Source organism: Streptomyces africanus (assembly GCF_030816955.1).
GTDB classification, from domain to species: Bacteria; Actinomycetota; Actinomycetes; order Streptomycetales; family Streptomycetaceae; genus Streptomyces; species Streptomyces africanus.
Map to the genome: position 1 here is coordinate 6172585 of NZ_JAUSYP010000001.1, position 15817 is coordinate 6188401.

The 15817-nt window shown below is 72.0% G+C and carries 12 protein-coding genes; 6 read left to right on the plus strand and 6 right to left on the minus strand.

Annotated features, from left to right (window positions below; translation table 11 throughout):
* Window positions 1-177: 177 nt before the first annotated feature.
* The 4 genes from QF034_RS28780 to serA all read left to right on the plus strand — a co-directional run bounded on the left by QF034_RS28780 (window position 178) and on the right by serA (window position 5549).
* Window positions 178-2025, plus strand: a complete 1848-nt coding sequence (locus QF034_RS28780) for an acetolactate synthase large subunit (protein WP_307177645.1) — start codon at window positions 178-180, stop codon at window positions 2023-2025.
* Between the two features lie 21 nt (window positions 2026-2046).
* Window positions 2047-2571, plus strand: coding sequence for an acetolactate synthase small subunit (ilvN, locus tag QF034_RS28785; RefSeq protein WP_010048631.1), 525 nt, complete (start codon window positions 2047-2049; stop codon window positions 2569-2571).
* A 121-nt stretch (window positions 2572-2692) separates the two neighbouring features.
* On the plus strand, window positions 2693-3691 hold the full coding sequence (ilvC, locus tag QF034_RS28790) for a ketol-acid reductoisomerase (RefSeq protein ID WP_020271499.1): 999 nt from the start codon (window positions 2693-2695) through the stop codon (window positions 3689-3691).
* 268 nt (window positions 3692-3959) lie between these two features.
* Window positions 3960-5549: a phosphoglycerate dehydrogenase gene (serA, locus tag QF034_RS28795; protein ID WP_307177646.1), complete on the plus strand. Its 1590-nt coding sequence runs from the start codon at window positions 3960-3962 to the stop codon at window positions 5547-5549.
* A gap of 56 nt (window positions 5550-5605) precedes the next feature.
* On the opposite strand, the gene QF034_RS28800 is transcribed toward serA, so the two are convergent.
* On the minus strand, window positions 5606-7147 hold the full coding sequence (locus tag QF034_RS28800) for an MFS transporter (RefSeq protein WP_307177647.1): 1542 nt from the start codon (window positions 7145-7147) through the stop codon (window positions 5606-5608).
* An 87-nt stretch (window positions 7148-7234) separates the two neighbouring features.
* Between QF034_RS28800 and QF034_RS28805 the strand changes: the two genes are divergently transcribed.
* Window positions 7235-7819, plus strand: a complete 585-nt coding sequence (locus QF034_RS28805) for a TetR/AcrR family transcriptional regulator (protein WP_307177648.1) — start codon at window positions 7235-7237, stop codon at window positions 7817-7819.
* On the opposite strand, the gene QF034_RS28810 is transcribed toward QF034_RS28805, so the two are convergent.
* The 5 genes from QF034_RS28810 to QF034_RS28830 form a co-directional block, all read right to left on the minus strand.
* Window positions 7806-8486, minus strand: coding sequence for an ATP-binding cassette domain-containing protein (locus QF034_RS28810; RefSeq protein WP_307177649.1), 681 nt, complete (start codon window positions 8484-8486; stop codon window positions 7806-7808). The two genes, QF034_RS28805 and QF034_RS28810, sit on opposite strands and share 14 nt — an antisense overlap.
* Window positions 8483-9451, minus strand: a complete 969-nt coding sequence (locus QF034_RS28815) for an ABC transporter ATP-binding protein (RefSeq protein ID WP_307177650.1) — start codon at window positions 9449-9451, stop codon at window positions 8483-8485. The genes QF034_RS28810 and QF034_RS28815 overlap by 4 nt, the downstream gene beginning before the upstream one ends.
* A complete protein-coding gene (locus QF034_RS28820) occupies window positions 9441-11204 on the minus strand; it encodes an ABC transporter permease subunit (protein WP_307177651.1) in 1764 nt (587 codons plus the stop codon). Before QF034_RS28820 ends, QF034_RS28815 begins: the two co-directional genes overlap by 11 nt.
* Window positions 11201-12694: an ABC transporter substrate-binding protein gene (locus QF034_RS28825; RefSeq protein WP_307177652.1), complete on the minus strand. Its 1494-nt coding sequence runs from the start codon at window positions 12692-12694 to the stop codon at window positions 11201-11203. Before QF034_RS28825 ends, QF034_RS28820 begins: the two co-directional genes overlap by 4 nt.
* A gap of 336 nt (window positions 12695-13030) precedes the next feature.
* On the minus strand, window positions 13031-14644 hold the full coding sequence (locus tag QF034_RS28830; RefSeq protein WP_307177653.1) for a helix-turn-helix domain-containing protein: 1614 nt from the start codon (window positions 14642-14644) through the stop codon (window positions 13031-13033).
* Between the two features lie 190 nt (window positions 14645-14834).
* On the opposite strand from QF034_RS28830, the gene QF034_RS28835 reads away from it, so the two are divergent.
* Complete coding sequence (locus QF034_RS28835; protein WP_307177654.1) at window positions 14835-15761, plus strand: proline dehydrogenase family protein; 927 nt, start codon at window positions 14835-14837, stop codon at window positions 15759-15761.
* Window positions 15762-15817: the final 56 nt, after the last annotated feature.

The following is a 15817-nucleotide window of genomic DNA, read 5'->3' on the forward strand; positions in this document are numbered from 1 at the left end:
CTTGGACAGCGCGTCGGCTGACGCTGAGCCTCGACCGCTCAGCGACCCCACCCGGCGCGCTCCCCTCGCTTGCCTTACGGCACGAGGGGTTTTTTGTTGCACGGGCACCTTCCGTGCAGCAGTCGAAAACCGCAGAAACTTCGCAAAAAGCCCTCAGCATCTGAGAAGAGAATGCCGATGACCGAGCAGGCCACCGGGGCCCATCACCCGCAGCCCCGGCCCCGATCCGGAGGACAGCACTCCGCCCCCGAGCAGGTGACGGGCGCGCAGTCCCTCATCCGCTCCCTCGAGGAGGTCGGCGCCGACACGGTATTCGGCATTCCCGGCGGTGCGATCCTCCCGGCCTACGACCCGCTGATGGACTCCACCAGGGTGCGCCACGTCCTGGTCCGCCACGAGCAGGGCGCCGGTCACGCGGCCGAGGGCTACGCGCTGGCCACCGGCAAGGTCGGCGTCTGCATGGCGACGTCCGGACCGGGCGCCACCAACCTGGTCACGCCGATCGCCAACGCCCACATGGACTCGGTGCCGCTGGTCGCGATCACCGGCCAGGTCGCCTCCGCCTCGATCGGCACGGACGCCTTCCAGGAGGCGGACATCGTCGGCATCACCATGCCGATCACCAAGCACAACTTCCTCGTCACCAAGGCCGAGGACATCCCCCGGGTCATCGCCCAGGCGTTCCACATCGCCTCCACCGGCCGCCCGGGCCCGGTCCTGGTCGACATCGCCAAGGACGCCCTCCAGGCGAAGACCACGTTCTCCTGGCCGCCGACCATGGACCTGCCCGGCTACCGGCCCGTCACCAAGCCGCACGCCAAGCAGATCCGCGAGGCCGCCAAGCTCATCACCCAGGCCCGCCGGCCCGTGCTGTACGTCGGCGGCGGCGTGCTCAAGGCCAAGGCCACTGCCGAGCTGAAGGTCCTCGCCGAGCTCACCGGCGCGCCCGTCACCACCACCCTGATGGCGCTCGGCGCGTTCCCCGACGACCACCCGCAGCACCTGGGCATGCCCGGCATGCACGGCTCCGTGGCCGCCGTCACCGCCCTGCAGAAGGCCGACCTGATCGTCGCCCTCGGCGCCCGCTTCGACGACCGCGTCACCGGCAAGCTGGACAGCTTCGCGCCCTTCGCCAAGATCGTCCACGCGGACATCGACCCGGCCGAGATCGGCAAGAACCGCGTCGCCGACGTGCCGATCGTCGGTGATGCCCGCGAGGTCATCGCCGACCTGATCCAGGCCGTGCAGAAGGAGCACAGCGAGGGCCACCAGGGCGACTACAGCATGTGGTGGAACGATCTGAACCGCTGGCGCGAGACCTACCCGCTCGGCTACGACCAGCCCGGCGACGGCTCGCTCTCCCCGCAGCAGGTCATCGAGCGCATCGGGCAGCTCGCCCCCGAGGGCACGATCTTCGCGGCGGGCGTCGGCCAGCACCAGATGTGGGCCGCCCACTTCATCGAGTACGACAAGCCGGGCACCTGGCTGAACTCCGGCGGCGCCGGAACCATGGGCTACGCCGTCCCGGCCGCCATGGGCGCCAAGGCCGGAGCCCCCGAGCGGGCCGTCTGGGCGATCGACGGCGACGGCTGCTTCCAGATGACCAACCAGGAGCTCACCACCTGCGCCCTGAACAACATCCCGATCAAGGTCGCCGTCATCAACAACGGCGCCCTCGGGATGGTCCGCCAGTGGCAGACGCTCTTCTACAACCAGCGGTACTCCAACACCGTGCTGCACTCCGGCCCGGACGACGTCAATCCGCAGGCCCGCGGCACCCGCGTCCCCGACTTCGTGAAGCTGTCGGAGGCCATGGGCTGCTACGCCATCCGCTGCGAGAACCCGGACGACCTCGACAAGGTGATCGAGGAGGCGAACTCGATCAACGACCGCCCGGTCGTCGTCGACTTCATCGTCCACGAGGACGCGATGGTCTGGCCGATGGTCGCCGCCGGCACCTCCAACGACGAGATCATGGCCGCACGGGACGTCCGCCCCGACTTCGGCGACAACGAAGACGACTGAGCGAGAGAGACCGAAGAGATCATGTCCAAGCACACGCTCTCCGTCCTGGTGGAGAACACCCCCGGCATCCTCGCCCGGATCGCCGCGCTGTTCTCCCGCCGCGGCTTCAACATCGACTCGCTCGCCGTCGGCGTCACCGAGCACCCCGACATCTCCCGGATCACCATCGTCGTGGGGGTGGAGGACCTGCCGCTGGAGCAGGTGACCAAGCAGCTCAACAAGCTCGTCAATGTGCTGAAGATCGTCGAGCTGGAGCCGTCGCAGGCGGTGCAGCGCGAACTCGTCCTGGTGAAGGTCCGCGCCGACAACGAGACACGCTCCCAGATCGTCGAGATCGTCCAGCTGTTCCGCGCCAAGACCGTCGACGTCTCCCCGGAGGCCGTCACCATCGAGGCCACCGGATCCGGCGAGAAGCTGTCCGCCATGCTCAAGATGCTGGAACCGTACGGCATCAAGGAGCTCGTCCAGTCGGGCACGATCGCGATCGGCCGCGGTGCCCGTTCCATCACGGACCGGTCGCTGCGCGCGCTGGACCGGTCGGCGTAAGACCTGAAACGGGCGGTCGGCGCGCCGTCGGCCGCCCGTATTCCGAGACCCTCAGACTTCCCTTCCGCCCCCCGTCATACGGTGGGACGCAACACCTGCACTCCCGAGGAGAGAACCCAAAGTGGCCGAGCTGTTCTACGACGCCGACGCCGACCTGTCCATCATCCAGGGCCGCAAGGTCGCGGTCATCGGGTACGGCAGCCAGGGCCACGCCCACGCGCTGTCGCTCCGTGACTCGGGTGTCGACGTCCGCGTCGGTCTGCACGAGGGCTCCAAGTCCAAGGCCAAGGCCGAGGAGCAGGGCCTGCGCGTGGTGACGCCGTCGGAGGCCGCCGCCGAGGCCGACGTCATCATGATCCTCGTCCCGGACCCGATCCAGGCCCAGGTCTACGAGGAGCACATCGCCCCCAACCTGAACGACGGCGACGCGCTGTTCTTCGGCCACGGCCTGAACATCCGCTACGGCTTCATCAAGCCCCCGGCCGGTGTGGACGTCTGCATGGTCGCCCCGAAGGGCCCGGGCCACCTGGTCCGCCGTCAGTACGAGGAGGGCCGCGGCGTTCCCTGCATCGCCGCCGTCGAGCAGGACGCCACGGGCAACGCCTTCGCGCTGGCCCTGTCGTACGCCAAGGGCATCGGCGGCACCCGCGCCGGCGTCATCAAGACGACCTTCACCGAGGAGACCGAGACCGACCTGTTCGGTGAGCAGGCCGTCCTCTGCGGTGGTACGGCCGCGCTGGTGAAGGCGGGCTTCGAGACGCTGACCGAGGCCGGCTACCAGCCGGAGATCGCGTACTTCGAGTGCCTGCACGAGCTGAAGCTGATCGTGGACCTCATGTACGAGGGCGGCCTGGAGAAGATGCGCTGGTCGATCTCCGAGACCGCCGAGTGGGGCGACTACGTCACCGGCCCGCGCATCATCACGGACGCCACCAAGGCCGAGATGAAGAAGGTCCTCGCCGAGATCCAGGACGGCACGTTCGCCCAGGCCTGGATGGACGAGTACCACGGCGGTCTGAAGAAGTACAACGAGTACAAGACCCAGGACTCCGAGCACCTGCTGGAGACCACCGGCAAGGAGCTGCGCAAGCTCATGAGCTGGGTCGACGAGGAGGCGTAAGCCTCACGGCCGGGGGGCCGGAGCGACAGGCCCCGGCCCCTTCGGCTGACCCGGGGTAACGTCGGAAGTGCGGCGTTGTCCATCCCGTCCGGCCACGGACGGGTGATCCTTCCGCAGCGGCGTAAGACGACGCCCTCGGCGCCACTAGACTGCTGCACTACATACGCGTCAGGCCCACAGCGTCGTGCGTCTTCCACGCGGCTAGCCCCCTCCACCGCCTGCGGCCGTCGGGACGGCCGTCCGCAGCACTGGACTTGTGAGGACTCACGTGAGCTCGAAACCCGTCGTACTCATCGCTGAAGAGCTGTCGCCCGCCACCGTCGACGCGCTTGGCCCGGATTTCGAGATCCGGCAGTGCAACGGGGCGGACCGAGCCGAGCTGCTCCCGGCCATCGCCGAGGTGGACGCGATCCTGATCCGCTCGGCGACCAAGGTCGACGCCGAGGCGATCGCCGCCGCAAACAAGCTCAAGGTCGTCGCGCGAGCCGGCGTCGGCCTGGACAATGTGGACGTCTCCGCCGCCACCAAGGCCGGCGTGATGGTCGTCAACGCCCCCACCTCGAACATCGTGACCGCCGCCGAGCTGGCCTGCGGTCTCCTCGTCGCCACTGCCCGCCACATTCCGCAGGCCAACGCCGCGCTGAAGAACGGCGAGTGGAAGCGCAGCAAGTACACGGGCGTGGAGCTCGCCGAGAAGACCCTCGGTGTCGTGGGTCTGGGCCGGATCGGTGCGCTGGTCGCCCAGCGCATGTCCGGCTTCGGCATGAAGGTCGTCGCCTACGACCCCTACATCCAGCCCGCCCGCGCCGCCCAGATGGGCGTCAAGGTGCTGTCCCTGGACGAGCTGCTCGAGGTCTCCGACTTCATCACCGTCCACCTGCCCAAGACCCCCGAGACCGTCGGTCTCATCGGCGACGAGGCGCTGCGCAAGGTCAAGCCGAGCGTGCGGATCGTCAACGCCGCGCGCGGCGGGATCGTCGACGAGGAGGCGCTGTACTCCGCCCTCAAGGAGGGCCGGGTCGCCGGTGCCGGTCTCGACGTGTACGCCAAGGAGCCCTGCACGGACTCCCCGCTCTTCGAGTTCGACCAGGTCGTCGCCACCCCGCACCTCGGTGCCTCCACCGACGAGGCCCAGGAGAAGGCCGGTATCGCCGTCGCCCGCTCGGTGCGCCTCGCCCTCGCCGGTGAGCTCGTGCCCGACGCGGTGAACGTCCAGGGCGGCGTCATCGCCGAGGACGTCAAGCCGGGCCTGCCCCTCGCCGAGCGCCTCGGCCGTATCTTCACCGCGCTCGCCGGTGAGGTCGCGGTCCGCCTCGACGTCGAGGTGTACGGCGAGATCACCCAGCACGACGTGAAGGTGCTGGAGCTGTCCGCTCTCAAGGGTGTCTTCGAGGACGTCGTCGCCGAGACGGTGTCGTACGTCAACGCCCCGCTGTTCGCCCAGGAGCGCGGCGTCGAGGTGCGGCTGACCACCAGCTCGGAGGCGACCGAGCACCGCAACGTCGTCACCGTGCGCGGCACCCTCGCCGACGGCGAGGAGGTGTCGGTCTCCGGCACGCTCGCCGGCCCCAAGCACCTCCAGAAGATCGTCGCCGTCGGCGAGTACGACGTCGACCTCGCGCTCGCCGAGCACATGGTCGTCCTGAAGTACGAGGACCGACCGGGTGTCGTCGGCACGGTGGGCCGCATCCTCGGCGAGGCGGGCATCAACATCGCCGGTATGCAGGTGTCGCGGGCCGTGGCCGGCGGCGAGGCGCTGGCGGTGCTGACCGTGGACGACACGGTGACCTCCGGTGTGCTGGCCGAGGTCGCGGCCGAGATCGGTGCGACCTCGGCTCGTTCGGTGAACCTGGTCTGATGCGTCCCGGGGGCTGACGCCCCCGGACCCCCGTTCGCCCCCGAACGGGTTCGACTTCACACGCCGGACGGGCTGAGTTGATCAGCTCGTCCGGCGTTTTCCCGTACCCGGACCCGCCGCAGTGTCACCGTCGCCGCTGCCGCCGCCCCGACCAGCAGCACCGCGCCCGTGACCGCCGCCGCGTGCATCCCGCTGGTGAAGGCCTCGCGTGCCGCGGTCGCCAGGGCGTCCCCCGCGCGCCCCGGAAGCCGGTCGGCGACGGCCAGGGCGCCGCCCAGGGTCTCGCGGGCCGGAGCGGGCGCCGAGGCCGGGATTTCACGGCGGTAGACGGCCGTGCCGATGGAGCCGAGGAACGCCATGCTCAGCGCGCCGCCGAACTCCGTGCCGGTCTCCAGCAGCGACGAGGCCGCGCCCGCCTTCTCCACCGGGGCGGCGCTCAGGGCCAGGTCCGCCACCTGGGACATGACGGCGACGACACCGCAGGCCAGGACGGCGCACGCGGCCAGCAGCAGCCACAGGGAGTCCGTGCCGGTCAGGGCCAGCAGTACGTAGCCGCCCGCGGTGACCGCGAAGCCTGTGCCGACGACGTACGCGCGGGGCACGCCCCGCTGCACGAGCTGGGCGCTGACCGGGGCCGCCAGCCCGATGGGCACCGACGGCAGCAGGCTCCACAGCGCCGCTTCGAGAGGGCTCTTGTCCAGGACCGACTGGATGTACTGGGTCGTGAAGTAGGCCGAGCCCATCATCCCGAACGCGGCGACGAGGTTGAGGACGACGGCCGGGGTGAAGCCGCGGCCCCGGAACAGTGCCGGCGAGATCAGCGGGGACTCCGCCGTGCGCTGGCGGTGGACGAACAGGGCGGCGAAGAGCAGGCCGACCGTCACCGACATCACGTACCGCACGTTCCAGCCCTGCGACGCGAGCTCCTTCAGGCCGTAGATCACGGGGAGCACCGCCGCCATCGACAGGGGAACACTCAGCCAGTCGAAGCGGCCCGGGCGCGGGCTTTTCGACTCGGGCAGCAGGACGGGCCCCAGGACCAGGAGCAGCACCATCGCGGGCAGGTTGACCAGGAAGACCGAGCCCCACCAGAAGTGCTCGACGAGCACCCCGCTCAGCACCGAGCCGAGCGCGATGCCGGCCGTCATCACACCCGACCACACACCGATCGCCTTGGTGCGCTGCGCGGGGTCGGTGAACATCGTGCGCACCAGCGCCATCGTCGACGGCATCAGCGTCGCACCGCCGATACCGAGGACCGCGCGGGCGGCGATCAGGGTCTCGGCGCTGTTCGCGTAGGCCGCGACCAGGGAGGCCGTGCCGAAGGCGGCGGCGCCGAACAGCAGGAGCCTGCGGCGGCCGATGCGGTCGCCCAGCGAGCCCATCGTCATCAGCAGGCCGGCCAGGACGAAGCCGTAGATGTCGAAGATCCACAGCTGTTGGGTGCCGCTCGGCTCCAGGTCGGCGCTGATCGCGGGGATCGCGAAGTAGAGGACGGAGACGTCCATCGAGACCAGCAGCAACGGCAGCATCAGCACGCCGAGCGCCGTCCATTCGCGGCGGCCGGCGCGGGCCGGCGGGGTGGGGTTCGTCGTCATGGGGCAGGACTGTACGGGCGTCTTAAACGCTTGTCTAGTACGGCTGTTTAAGACGGACGTCTGGATGTCGGAGTAGGGTGACGAGTCATGGGACACCGTGAGGATCTGCTCGAAGGCGCCAAGCGCTGCCTGTTGCAGAAGGGGTTCGCGCGTACGACGGCGCGCGACATCGTGAAGGAGTCGGGCACCAACCTGGCGTCGATCGGCTACCACTACGGGTCGAAGGACGCGTTGCTGGCGCAGGCGTACGTGTCACTGGTCGAGGGAATGGGCGACGCCTTCGACGGGAACGGGAACGCCGCGAGCGTCACCGAGCCCGGCTCCCTCGAACGGTTCCGGGGCGTATGGTCGAACATCATCGGCACCATGCGGGATCCGGGTTCGATCTGGCACCTCAGCATGGAGATCCTGGTCATGGGCGACGAGATGCCCGAGGTGCGCGATCACCTGGCGCTGGCCCAGCGGGAGGCCGCGCGCGGACTCGTCCCGCTGCTCATGGGCGGCCGGGAGGAGGACGTCTCGGACGAGACCGTGGACACCCTCGGCATGTTCTACGTGACCCTGATGACCGGCCTCATCGCGCAGTGGACCTTCGATCCGAAGACCGCGCCCGATGCCGAGCAACTGGCCGAGGGTCTGCGTCAGGTCATCGCCGGAGTCACGAAGCGCTGATCCGCCCCTCGCGCATCTCGACGACCCGGTCCGCGAAGTGCCGTACGACCGCCCGGTCGTGGCAGATGAACAGGTAGCCCAGACCCAGGTCGTCCTGGAGGCCGGCGAGCAGGTTCAGCACGCCCGCGCGTACCGACGGGTCGAGTGACGACACCGGCTCGTCGAGCACCAGCAGCCGCGGTTCGGACGCCAGGGCGCGGGCGATGCCGGCGCGCTGGCACTGGCCGCCGGACAGTTCGTGCGGCCGGCGGTCGCCGTACGCCGGGTCGAGGCCGACCCGGTCGAGGAGTTCGGCGACCCGGGCCGGGCCGGCGGCGGGATCCCAGCGCCCCTGGACCCTCAGCGGTTCGGCGATGGCGTCGCGGATGCGGTGGCGGGGGCTCAGCGAGCCGTACGGGTCCTGGAAGACGGGCTGCATACGGGGCCGCAGCGGACGCAGCTCGCGTTCGGTGAGGGACGTCAACTCCCGCCCATCGAAGCGGACTTCACCGCCGGCCGGGCGGCGCAGCTGCAGCACCGCCAGGGCCGTGGAGGACTTGCCGCAGCCGGACGGGCCGTTCAGGGCGAGGGTCTCGCCGGCGGCCACGGCGAAGGAGACGCCGTCCACGGCGGTGACCGGGCCGTAGCGGACGACCAGGTCGCGGACGTCGAGCAGGGGATCGGTCATGCGGGCTGCCCCTCCTTCAGGAACAACTCTGTGGCCGGGTGGGGGAGTTCCTCCCAGCGATGGCAGGCGACCAGGCGTCCGGACACCTGCCGGGGATCCGGCTCGTCCGTGTGGCAGGGGTCCGCCGCGAGCGGGCAGCGTGGGGCGAAGGCGCAGCCCGGCGGGAGCGTGCCCGGGGCGGGCGGGGTGCCGCGCAGGGCCGGGAGACGGCGGCCCGGGGGCGCGTGCTGCGGGAGCGACGCCAGCAGGCCGGCCGTGTAGGGGGCGCGGGGACGGGCCAGCACCTCGCCCGCCGGGCCGAGTTCGGTGAGGCGCCCGGCGTACATGACCAGCACCCGGTCCGCATGACCCGCCACGGCGTCCATGTCGTGCGTGACCAGGACGAGCGCGGCGCCGACCGCCTCCCGCTGCTGGGCGAGCAGCCGCAGCACCTGGTCGCGGCGCTCCTCGTCGAGGGCGGTGGTGGGTTCGTCGGCGACCACGACGTCCGGTTCGTTGATCGTGGCCATGGCGATCACCGCGCGCTGCCGCATCCCGCCGGAGTACTCGTGCGGATACGCACGCGCCCTGCGTGCCGCGTCCGGGATGCCGACGCGGTCCAGGGCCGCGACCGCCCGGGCCCGGGCCTCCTTGCGGGAGACCCGGGCCACCGACCGTACGGCCGCGGCGAGTTGGTCGCCCACCGGGTGCACGGGGGACAGGGCCGACAGGGCGTCCTGCGGGACCAGGGAGATGCGCCGGCCCCGGTGGGCCGAGAGGTCCGGGCCGATCGTCCCGCTCGTCGTCGCGCCGCGCGGCAGCATGCCGAGGAGCGCGCGGGCCGTCAGGGACTTGCCCGCTCCCGACTCGCCGACGATCGCCAGCACTTCGCGAGGCCGGACGTCGAAGGACAGGCCGCGCACGGCCTCGACCCCGTCGAAGGCGATCCGCAACTCACGCACCGACAGCAGTGGTTCAGACTCCAACGGGGGCCTCCTTCTGGGCTGGAGCCGGGGTGGCGCGCCGTATCCTCCGGCCCCGTGTGAGTGCCGCTCCCGACACCGCGAGTCCCGCCAGCAGGGCCAGCGCCACCGCCGGGGCGAGGGCCGCCCACGGGGCGCGTTCCACGTAGGCGCGGGATTCGTCGAGCAGCAGGCCCCACTCGGGGGCGGGCGGCTGGGCGCCCAGCCCCAGGAAGCCCAGCGAGGCCAGGGCCAGGGCGATGCCCGGCAGGCGCAGCACGGCATGGCGGGCGACCGGGGCGGCCACCGACGGCAGGACGTGCCGTGTGAGGATCCACAACGGGCTCGCCCCGATGGCCCGTTGGGCGGTCAGGAACGCCGACGCGCGCACCTCCTGCACCAGCGCCGCCGCGTGCGCGGACAGGGCGGGCCAGGAGATCAGCGCGACCGCGAGGGCCGCGCCGCCGGTGCCCGGGCCGACGGCCGCCGCGACCAGGATGCCGACGATCACCGGAGGCAGGGCGTTGGCGATGTCCGACGCGCCCTCCGCGATCCGGGGCAGGAAGCCCAGGGCGAGCGCGACCAGCAGGCTCAGCAGGCAGACGGCCGCGGCCGTGCCGACCGTGGACGCGGCGCCGTGGCCGAGGCGCGCGAGCACGTCACGGCCGAGGCCGTCGGTGCCGAGCGGGTGGGTCAGGGAGGGCGCGGCCAGCCGGGCCGTGGTGTCGACGGTGTACGGGTCGCGCAGCAGGCCCCAGCCGATGGTCACGGCGAGGACGGTGAACAGCGACAGCGGGATCGCGGGATGGGCGCGCACCGGCCGTGCCGGGGGCAGCGCCAGCGAGGCGTCCCGCAGGGCCGGGCCCAGCAGCCGCCGCCGGGCGAGAGCCGCCAGCGCGCCCGTGACCAGGCCGAGCGCGAGCAGCGCGAGCACCGCGCCCTGGAGCAGCGGCAGGTCCTGTGACTTCGCCGCGCCGAGCGCGGTACGGCCGATGCCCGGCACGGCGAAGACCGTCTCCACGGCGACCGCGCCCCCGGTGAGCCCCACGGCGACCATCCCGAACTGCGGGACCAGCGGCGGCAGGACGCGGCGCAGCGCCGCCCCCGCGATCCGCGCCCGGCTCACCCCGGCGCCCCGCCACAGCTCCACCCACCGCTCGTCGAGCACGGCGGGCAGCGCGTCCGCGACCAGACGGCCGAGCAGGCCGCCGCCGGGGACGCCGAGGGCCACGGCGGGCAGGACCATGTTCTCCGGCCCCACCCAGCCCGACGTCGGCAGCCACCCCAGCCACACCCCGAACACCAGCAGCACGACCGTGGCCAGCAGGAACTCGGGTACGGCGACCAGCATCGCGGCCCACGCCCCGGCCGAGGACCGGTCCCGCACCAGCACCGGCGCGACCAGCGTGCACGCCACCATCAGCGCCAGGCCGAGCGAGGCGCCCATCAGCGCCAGTGACACCTGGAGCCCGGCCACCACCGAGGGCAGGACCTCGGTGCCCGACACCCAGGAGGTGCCGAGGTCGCCGTGCAACAGGTCGGAGGCCCAGCCGCCGAGCAGGGACAGGGGCCCGGCGTCCAGACCGAGGTCCCGGCGTACGGAGTCCAGGGCTTCCTCGGTCCGGTCCTGCTCGGCGGAGCGGGCCCGCAGCACGGCGAGCGCCGGGTCCCGGCCGGAGAGCCAGGGCAGCAGGCCGACGGCGGCCAGGACGGTGATCAGGCAGAACAGGCGGGTCAGCGCGGCGGCGCCGGCCAACCGTCGTATACGGGCTTTCACTTGACGTGGGTGTCCGCCGTGACCAGTTCCCGCTCGCGTGGGTCGTGGGCGGCGCCGGTCACGCCGGCGGCGTCACCCTGGATCACGCGCTCGTGCAGCATGGGCACGGCCGCGTCGGTGCCGAGGACGGCGGCCTCGGCGGCGCTGACCGCCTTGCGCCGGGCGTCGCCGGCCGGTGTCTCGCCGGCCTTCTTCAGGGTCTTGTCCACGGCCGGGTCCGCGAGCTGGGGGATGTTGAAGGAGCCGTCGGAGGCGAAGTCGCTGTAGAGGTAGGCGGCCGGGTCGCCGGAGTCCAGGACGGTGGCGCGGGAGAGGATGAACGCGTCGAACGCGCCCGCCAGCGCGTCGGACTCGATGTTGGCGTACTCGCGGACGTCGAGCTTCACCTTGAACCCGGCCTTCTGGAGCTGCTGTTGCAGCGCGGCGGCGACCTCGGGCAGCTCGGCGCGGTCGGTGAAGGTGCCGATGGTGATCGTCTTGCCGGCCGGGTCGCCGGCCTCGGCCCGCCTCACCGGCTTGCGCAATCCGGCCGCCCACGGCAGGGCGGGGCCGAGCAGCCCCTCGGCGACATCGGCGCGACCCTCGTACACGCCCTTCACGATCGACTCGGCGTCGATCGCCTCACGGGCCGCCGCCCGCAGCGCGGCGTCCTCGAAGACGCCCTTCTCGGTGTTCAGGTACAGGGTGTTGGTGCGCGGCATGGGCACCTCGGTGATCAGGTCCTGGTCCAGCACCGCCGCCTGCGAGACCGGCACCGCCTCGACGATGTCGGCCTCGCCGCTGCGCAGGGCGGCGGCCCGGGCGGTGCCGTCGGGCACGAACCGGACGTCGATGCCGGGGGCCTTGGCCTTTTTCCCCCAGTAGCCGTCGTAGCGGTCGAGGGCGGCGGAGGAGGTGCCGTTGACCTTCGTCAGCTCGAACGGGCCGGTGCCCGCGCCGACGGGGTTGACGGTCTTCCCCCGGTAGGCCTTGGCGGCCAGGATCGACAGCTGCGGGGAGCTGAGCCGCTGCGGGACCAGGGGGTCCTCGGTGGCCGTGGTGACGGTGACCTTGTCGCCGTCGGCCTTCGCGGTCAGGTCGACGCCGTCGAGGATGCGGGGCTTGGGGGAGGCGGCGGCGGCCTTGGTGAGGGAGTTGACGACGATTGCGGCGGTGAGCTTCGTCCCGTCGTGGAAGGTGACGCCGTCGCGCAGGGTGAAGGTCCAGCTCCGGCCGGACCGGGCCCACTCGGTGGCCAGTGCCGGTTCCGCGTCGCCGTCCGCGTCCAGTTTCACCAGGGTCTCCGCCGTCGACCAGCGCGACAGCTTGAAGGCGTCGTCCGACAGCGGGGACAGCGCCGAGCGCGGTGGCTGCATCATCGCGACGCGTATGCGCTTGCCCCCTGCCCCGGCGTCGTCCGTGGCCGACGGCCCACCGGAGAAGCAGCCGGTGAGCAGGGCGGAGGCCGCGGTCACGGCGGCCAGGGGGATGAGTCGAGCGGGGACGCGCACGGGGACACCTCGGTCAAGGCCAGGTAAATGATTGAAGGCGCCACGACCGTAGCATGATGACAATCGTTTTCATAAGCGGCCCGACGGCCCGGCCGTCAGGGGACGGGGCGGAAGTACGTCCGCAGCGCCCGGGCGGCGAGTCGGCGCCCGGTGGCGTCGCCGGTACGCGTGGGCGTAGCGGTGGTGGCGGGACGCGCCGGTGGTGGTCGGCCGGGTGTGCAGATCGACGCGGGCGGTGCCGAGGATCCCCGATGGCGCACCAGGAGAAACCGTGGCCGGGGCGCGCGTCCGGCGGTGCGCGGGCCCGCCCTGAAACCGCCCGTTCGGGCGACGGACTTACCCGGACGGTCCGATGCCGTGCCCCTGTGCGAGCCGGGCGCCCTTCAACGCCATGTGCAGGAGCAGGCGGTCCTCGCCGTCGTCCAGGTCCAGGCCGGTGAGCTTCTCGATCCGGGAGAGGCGGTAGTACAGGGTCTGGCGGTGGATGCCCAGCTCGGCGGCGGCCCGGGCGGCCTGGCCGGCGCAGTCGAGGTAGACCTCGGCGGTACGGGCCAGCTCCCGGTGGACGGGGAAGAGCAGGGCGTGCACGGCGGGGTCGCGGGCCACCTCAGGCGGCAGCGCGGTGAGCAGCCGGAACGGCCCGATGGACGCCCACTCGGCGACGGGCCCCAGCCGGGGTTCGGCCAACGCGGCCCGCGCCGCCGCCGAGGCTTCCCACCAGGCGGTTCCCAGCTCGGCGAGCCCGGAGCGGGGCGTTGAGAGACCCGCGGCGGCGGCCCCGGCCCCGGCGCCCGCCCCGCGCGAAGCGCGACCGGCCGGCCCGTGGGAAGCGGTCCCGGGCTGTCCGGCCCGGGCACTGCGCGGGGTGCCGCCCGCTCCGGACGAAGGGGGACCGGAGGCCGTCCTGCCCGAGGCACCGACCGCACGCGAAGCGTCTCCGGCTGCTCCGGCAGGGGTGGGGCCGGGGGAGGTGGGGTCGGCCGTTCCGGGCGAGATGCCGGTTGGTCCGCGGGAGGTGGTGCCGGTTGGCCCGGGGGAGGGGCTGCCGGTTGGTTCGCGGGAGGTGGGGTCGGCTGTTCCGCCCGAGACGCCGGCAGTTCCGCGTGAGGCCGTTGCACCCGAGGCGCCGGCCGTTCCGCGCGAGCCCAGGCCGGTCGCCACCCGCCCCGTGCCGCCGCCCGGCCCACTCCCCTCGCCCGCCCGTTCCAGCAGGCGGGTCGCCGCTGTCGTCGCCGGGGTCAGTACGTCCGGCGAGCGCAGGCGGATCAGGACGGCCACGCACTGGGACGAGGCCCCCCACGGCAGGGTGCACAGGGCTGTCGCGCCCGGCATCGTGCGGACCGACGGGGCGTCGTCGGGGTCGGCCGTGGGCCAGGGGGCGACACAGAGCACCGTGTGGAGACCGTCGGCGCGCGGGCCGAGGGCGGTGCGGAGTTCCGCGATGGCCATGTCGCGCTGCCAGTCGCGGTCGGCCGTGAGGACGGCCCGCAGCTCGCGGCTGAGGTCGGCGCCGTGCTGGGCCTCGTCCGCGAGCAGCGCCCCGATCCGGGTGGTGACCTGCATGGCGGCGGACAGCTGGCGTTCGCTCGGGCCGGGATCGTCGTCCAGCAGCCAGACATAGCCGTGGACCACGCCCCGGTGGCGGACGGGCAGGCAGATCCGGCCCCGGTACACCCCGGCCTCCGGCGTCGGCGGGATGCGGACCGGGCCGGTCGCCCGCGTGATGCCGAAGCCCTCGAACCACGCCCGGACGGCCGCCGTCGAGCGGCGGGTCAGGATCGAGCGGGTGCGCACCGGGTCCAGGGCCGACGGATCGAGGTCGCCCTCGCTGTCGTACGCGCCGAAGGCGATCAGCTCGAAATCCCGGTTCTCCAGCGTCGCAGGCGCCCCGAGCAGCTCCGAGATCTCGTCGACCAGCTCCTCGTAGTCATCCCTGTGTTCCGACGTCATCCCGGCATTGTCCCGCACTCCAGGAGCCCCTTCATACATCTGTCTGAGATCTGCGGCACGGATGCGTGACAGCTGTCGATGGCCGACGATCGGGGGGATCCTTAGGTTTCACGGTGGTTCTCCGCGCCGTACCCGAAGCGTCATCCGCCCGGGGTCCGGCCATCCGTTGGTTGTGCTCTGGAGGTGCCCCGTGCTGGGTCCCGTGATTCTCGCCGCGTCGCGCAGCGACCGGATGCGACGCCTGGTTTCGGCGGCCCCGGTGACCAAACAGGTCGTCGACCGATTCATCGCGGGTGAGGACGTCGACGACGTCGTGCCGGTCATCGGGGAGCTCACCGGGCAGGGCCTGGAGCTGACGATGGACGTCGTCGGCGAGGACATCACCAACCCCACCCAGGCCGCCGCCGCGCGGGACGCCTACCTGGAGCTGATCGACCGCCTGAAGCCGCTGGAGCTCGGCACCCGCGCCGAGATGTCCGTGAAGCTGACGATGTTCGGGCAGGCCCTGGACGGCGGTCACGAACTGGCCCTCGCCAACGTCCGCCCGGTCGTCGAGGCCGCCGCGGAGATCGGCACCACGGTCACCCTGGACGCCGAGGACCACACCACCCTCGACTCGATGTTCGCCATCCACGAGGAGCTGCGGAAGGACTTCCCGCAGACCGGCTGCGTCATCCAGGCCTACCTCTTCCGCACCGAGGCCGACGCCCGCCGCCTCGCCGCGAACGGCAGCCGGGTGCGCCTGGTCAAGGGCGCGTACAAGGAACCGGCCGCGGTCGCGTACCAGGACAAACACGAGATCGACCGGGCATACGTTCGGGTCCTGGGGACGTTGATGGAGGGGGAGGGGTACCCGATGATCGGGTCCCACGACCCGCGCCTGATCGCCATCGGCCAGGAGCTCGCGCACCGCGCCGGGCGAAAGCTCGACGAGTACGAGTTCCAGATGCTCTACGGCATCCGCACCGAGGAGCACCTGCGGCTGGCCGCCGAGGGCCACCGGATGCGCGTGTACACCGCGTACGGCACCGACTGGTACGGCTACTTCATGCGCCGACTCGCGGAGAAGCCGGCCAACCTGCGCTTCTTCGCCCGCTCGATGCTCACAAAGGGCTGAGAGCCCGACAAGGGCCGAGAGCTCACCCAAGGACTGAGGCTCGTCAAGGGCTGAGA

Coding starts and splice junctions, on each gene's coding strand:
- QF034_RS28780 (WP_307177645.1), top strand. CDS start 178: ATGACCGAGCAGGCCACCGGGGCCCATCACCCGCAGCCCCGGCCCCGA.
- ilvN (WP_010048631.1), top strand. CDS start 2,047: ATGTCCAAGCACACGCTCTCCGTCCTGGTGGAGAACACCCCCGGCATC.
- QF034_RS28800 (WP_307177647.1), bottom strand. CDS start 7,147: ATGACGACGAACCCCACCCCGCCGGCCCGCGCCGGCCGCCGCGAATGG.
- QF034_RS28805 (WP_307177648.1), top strand. CDS start 7,235: ATGGGACACCGTGAGGATCTGCTCGAAGGCGCCAAGCGCTGCCTGTTG.
- QF034_RS28810 (WP_307177649.1), bottom strand. CDS start 8,486: ATGACCGATCCCCTGCTCGACGTCCGCGACCTGGTCGTCCGCTACGGC.
- QF034_RS28830 (WP_307177653.1), bottom strand. CDS start 14,644: ATGACGTCGGAACACAGGGATGACTACGAGGAGCTGGTCGACGAGATC.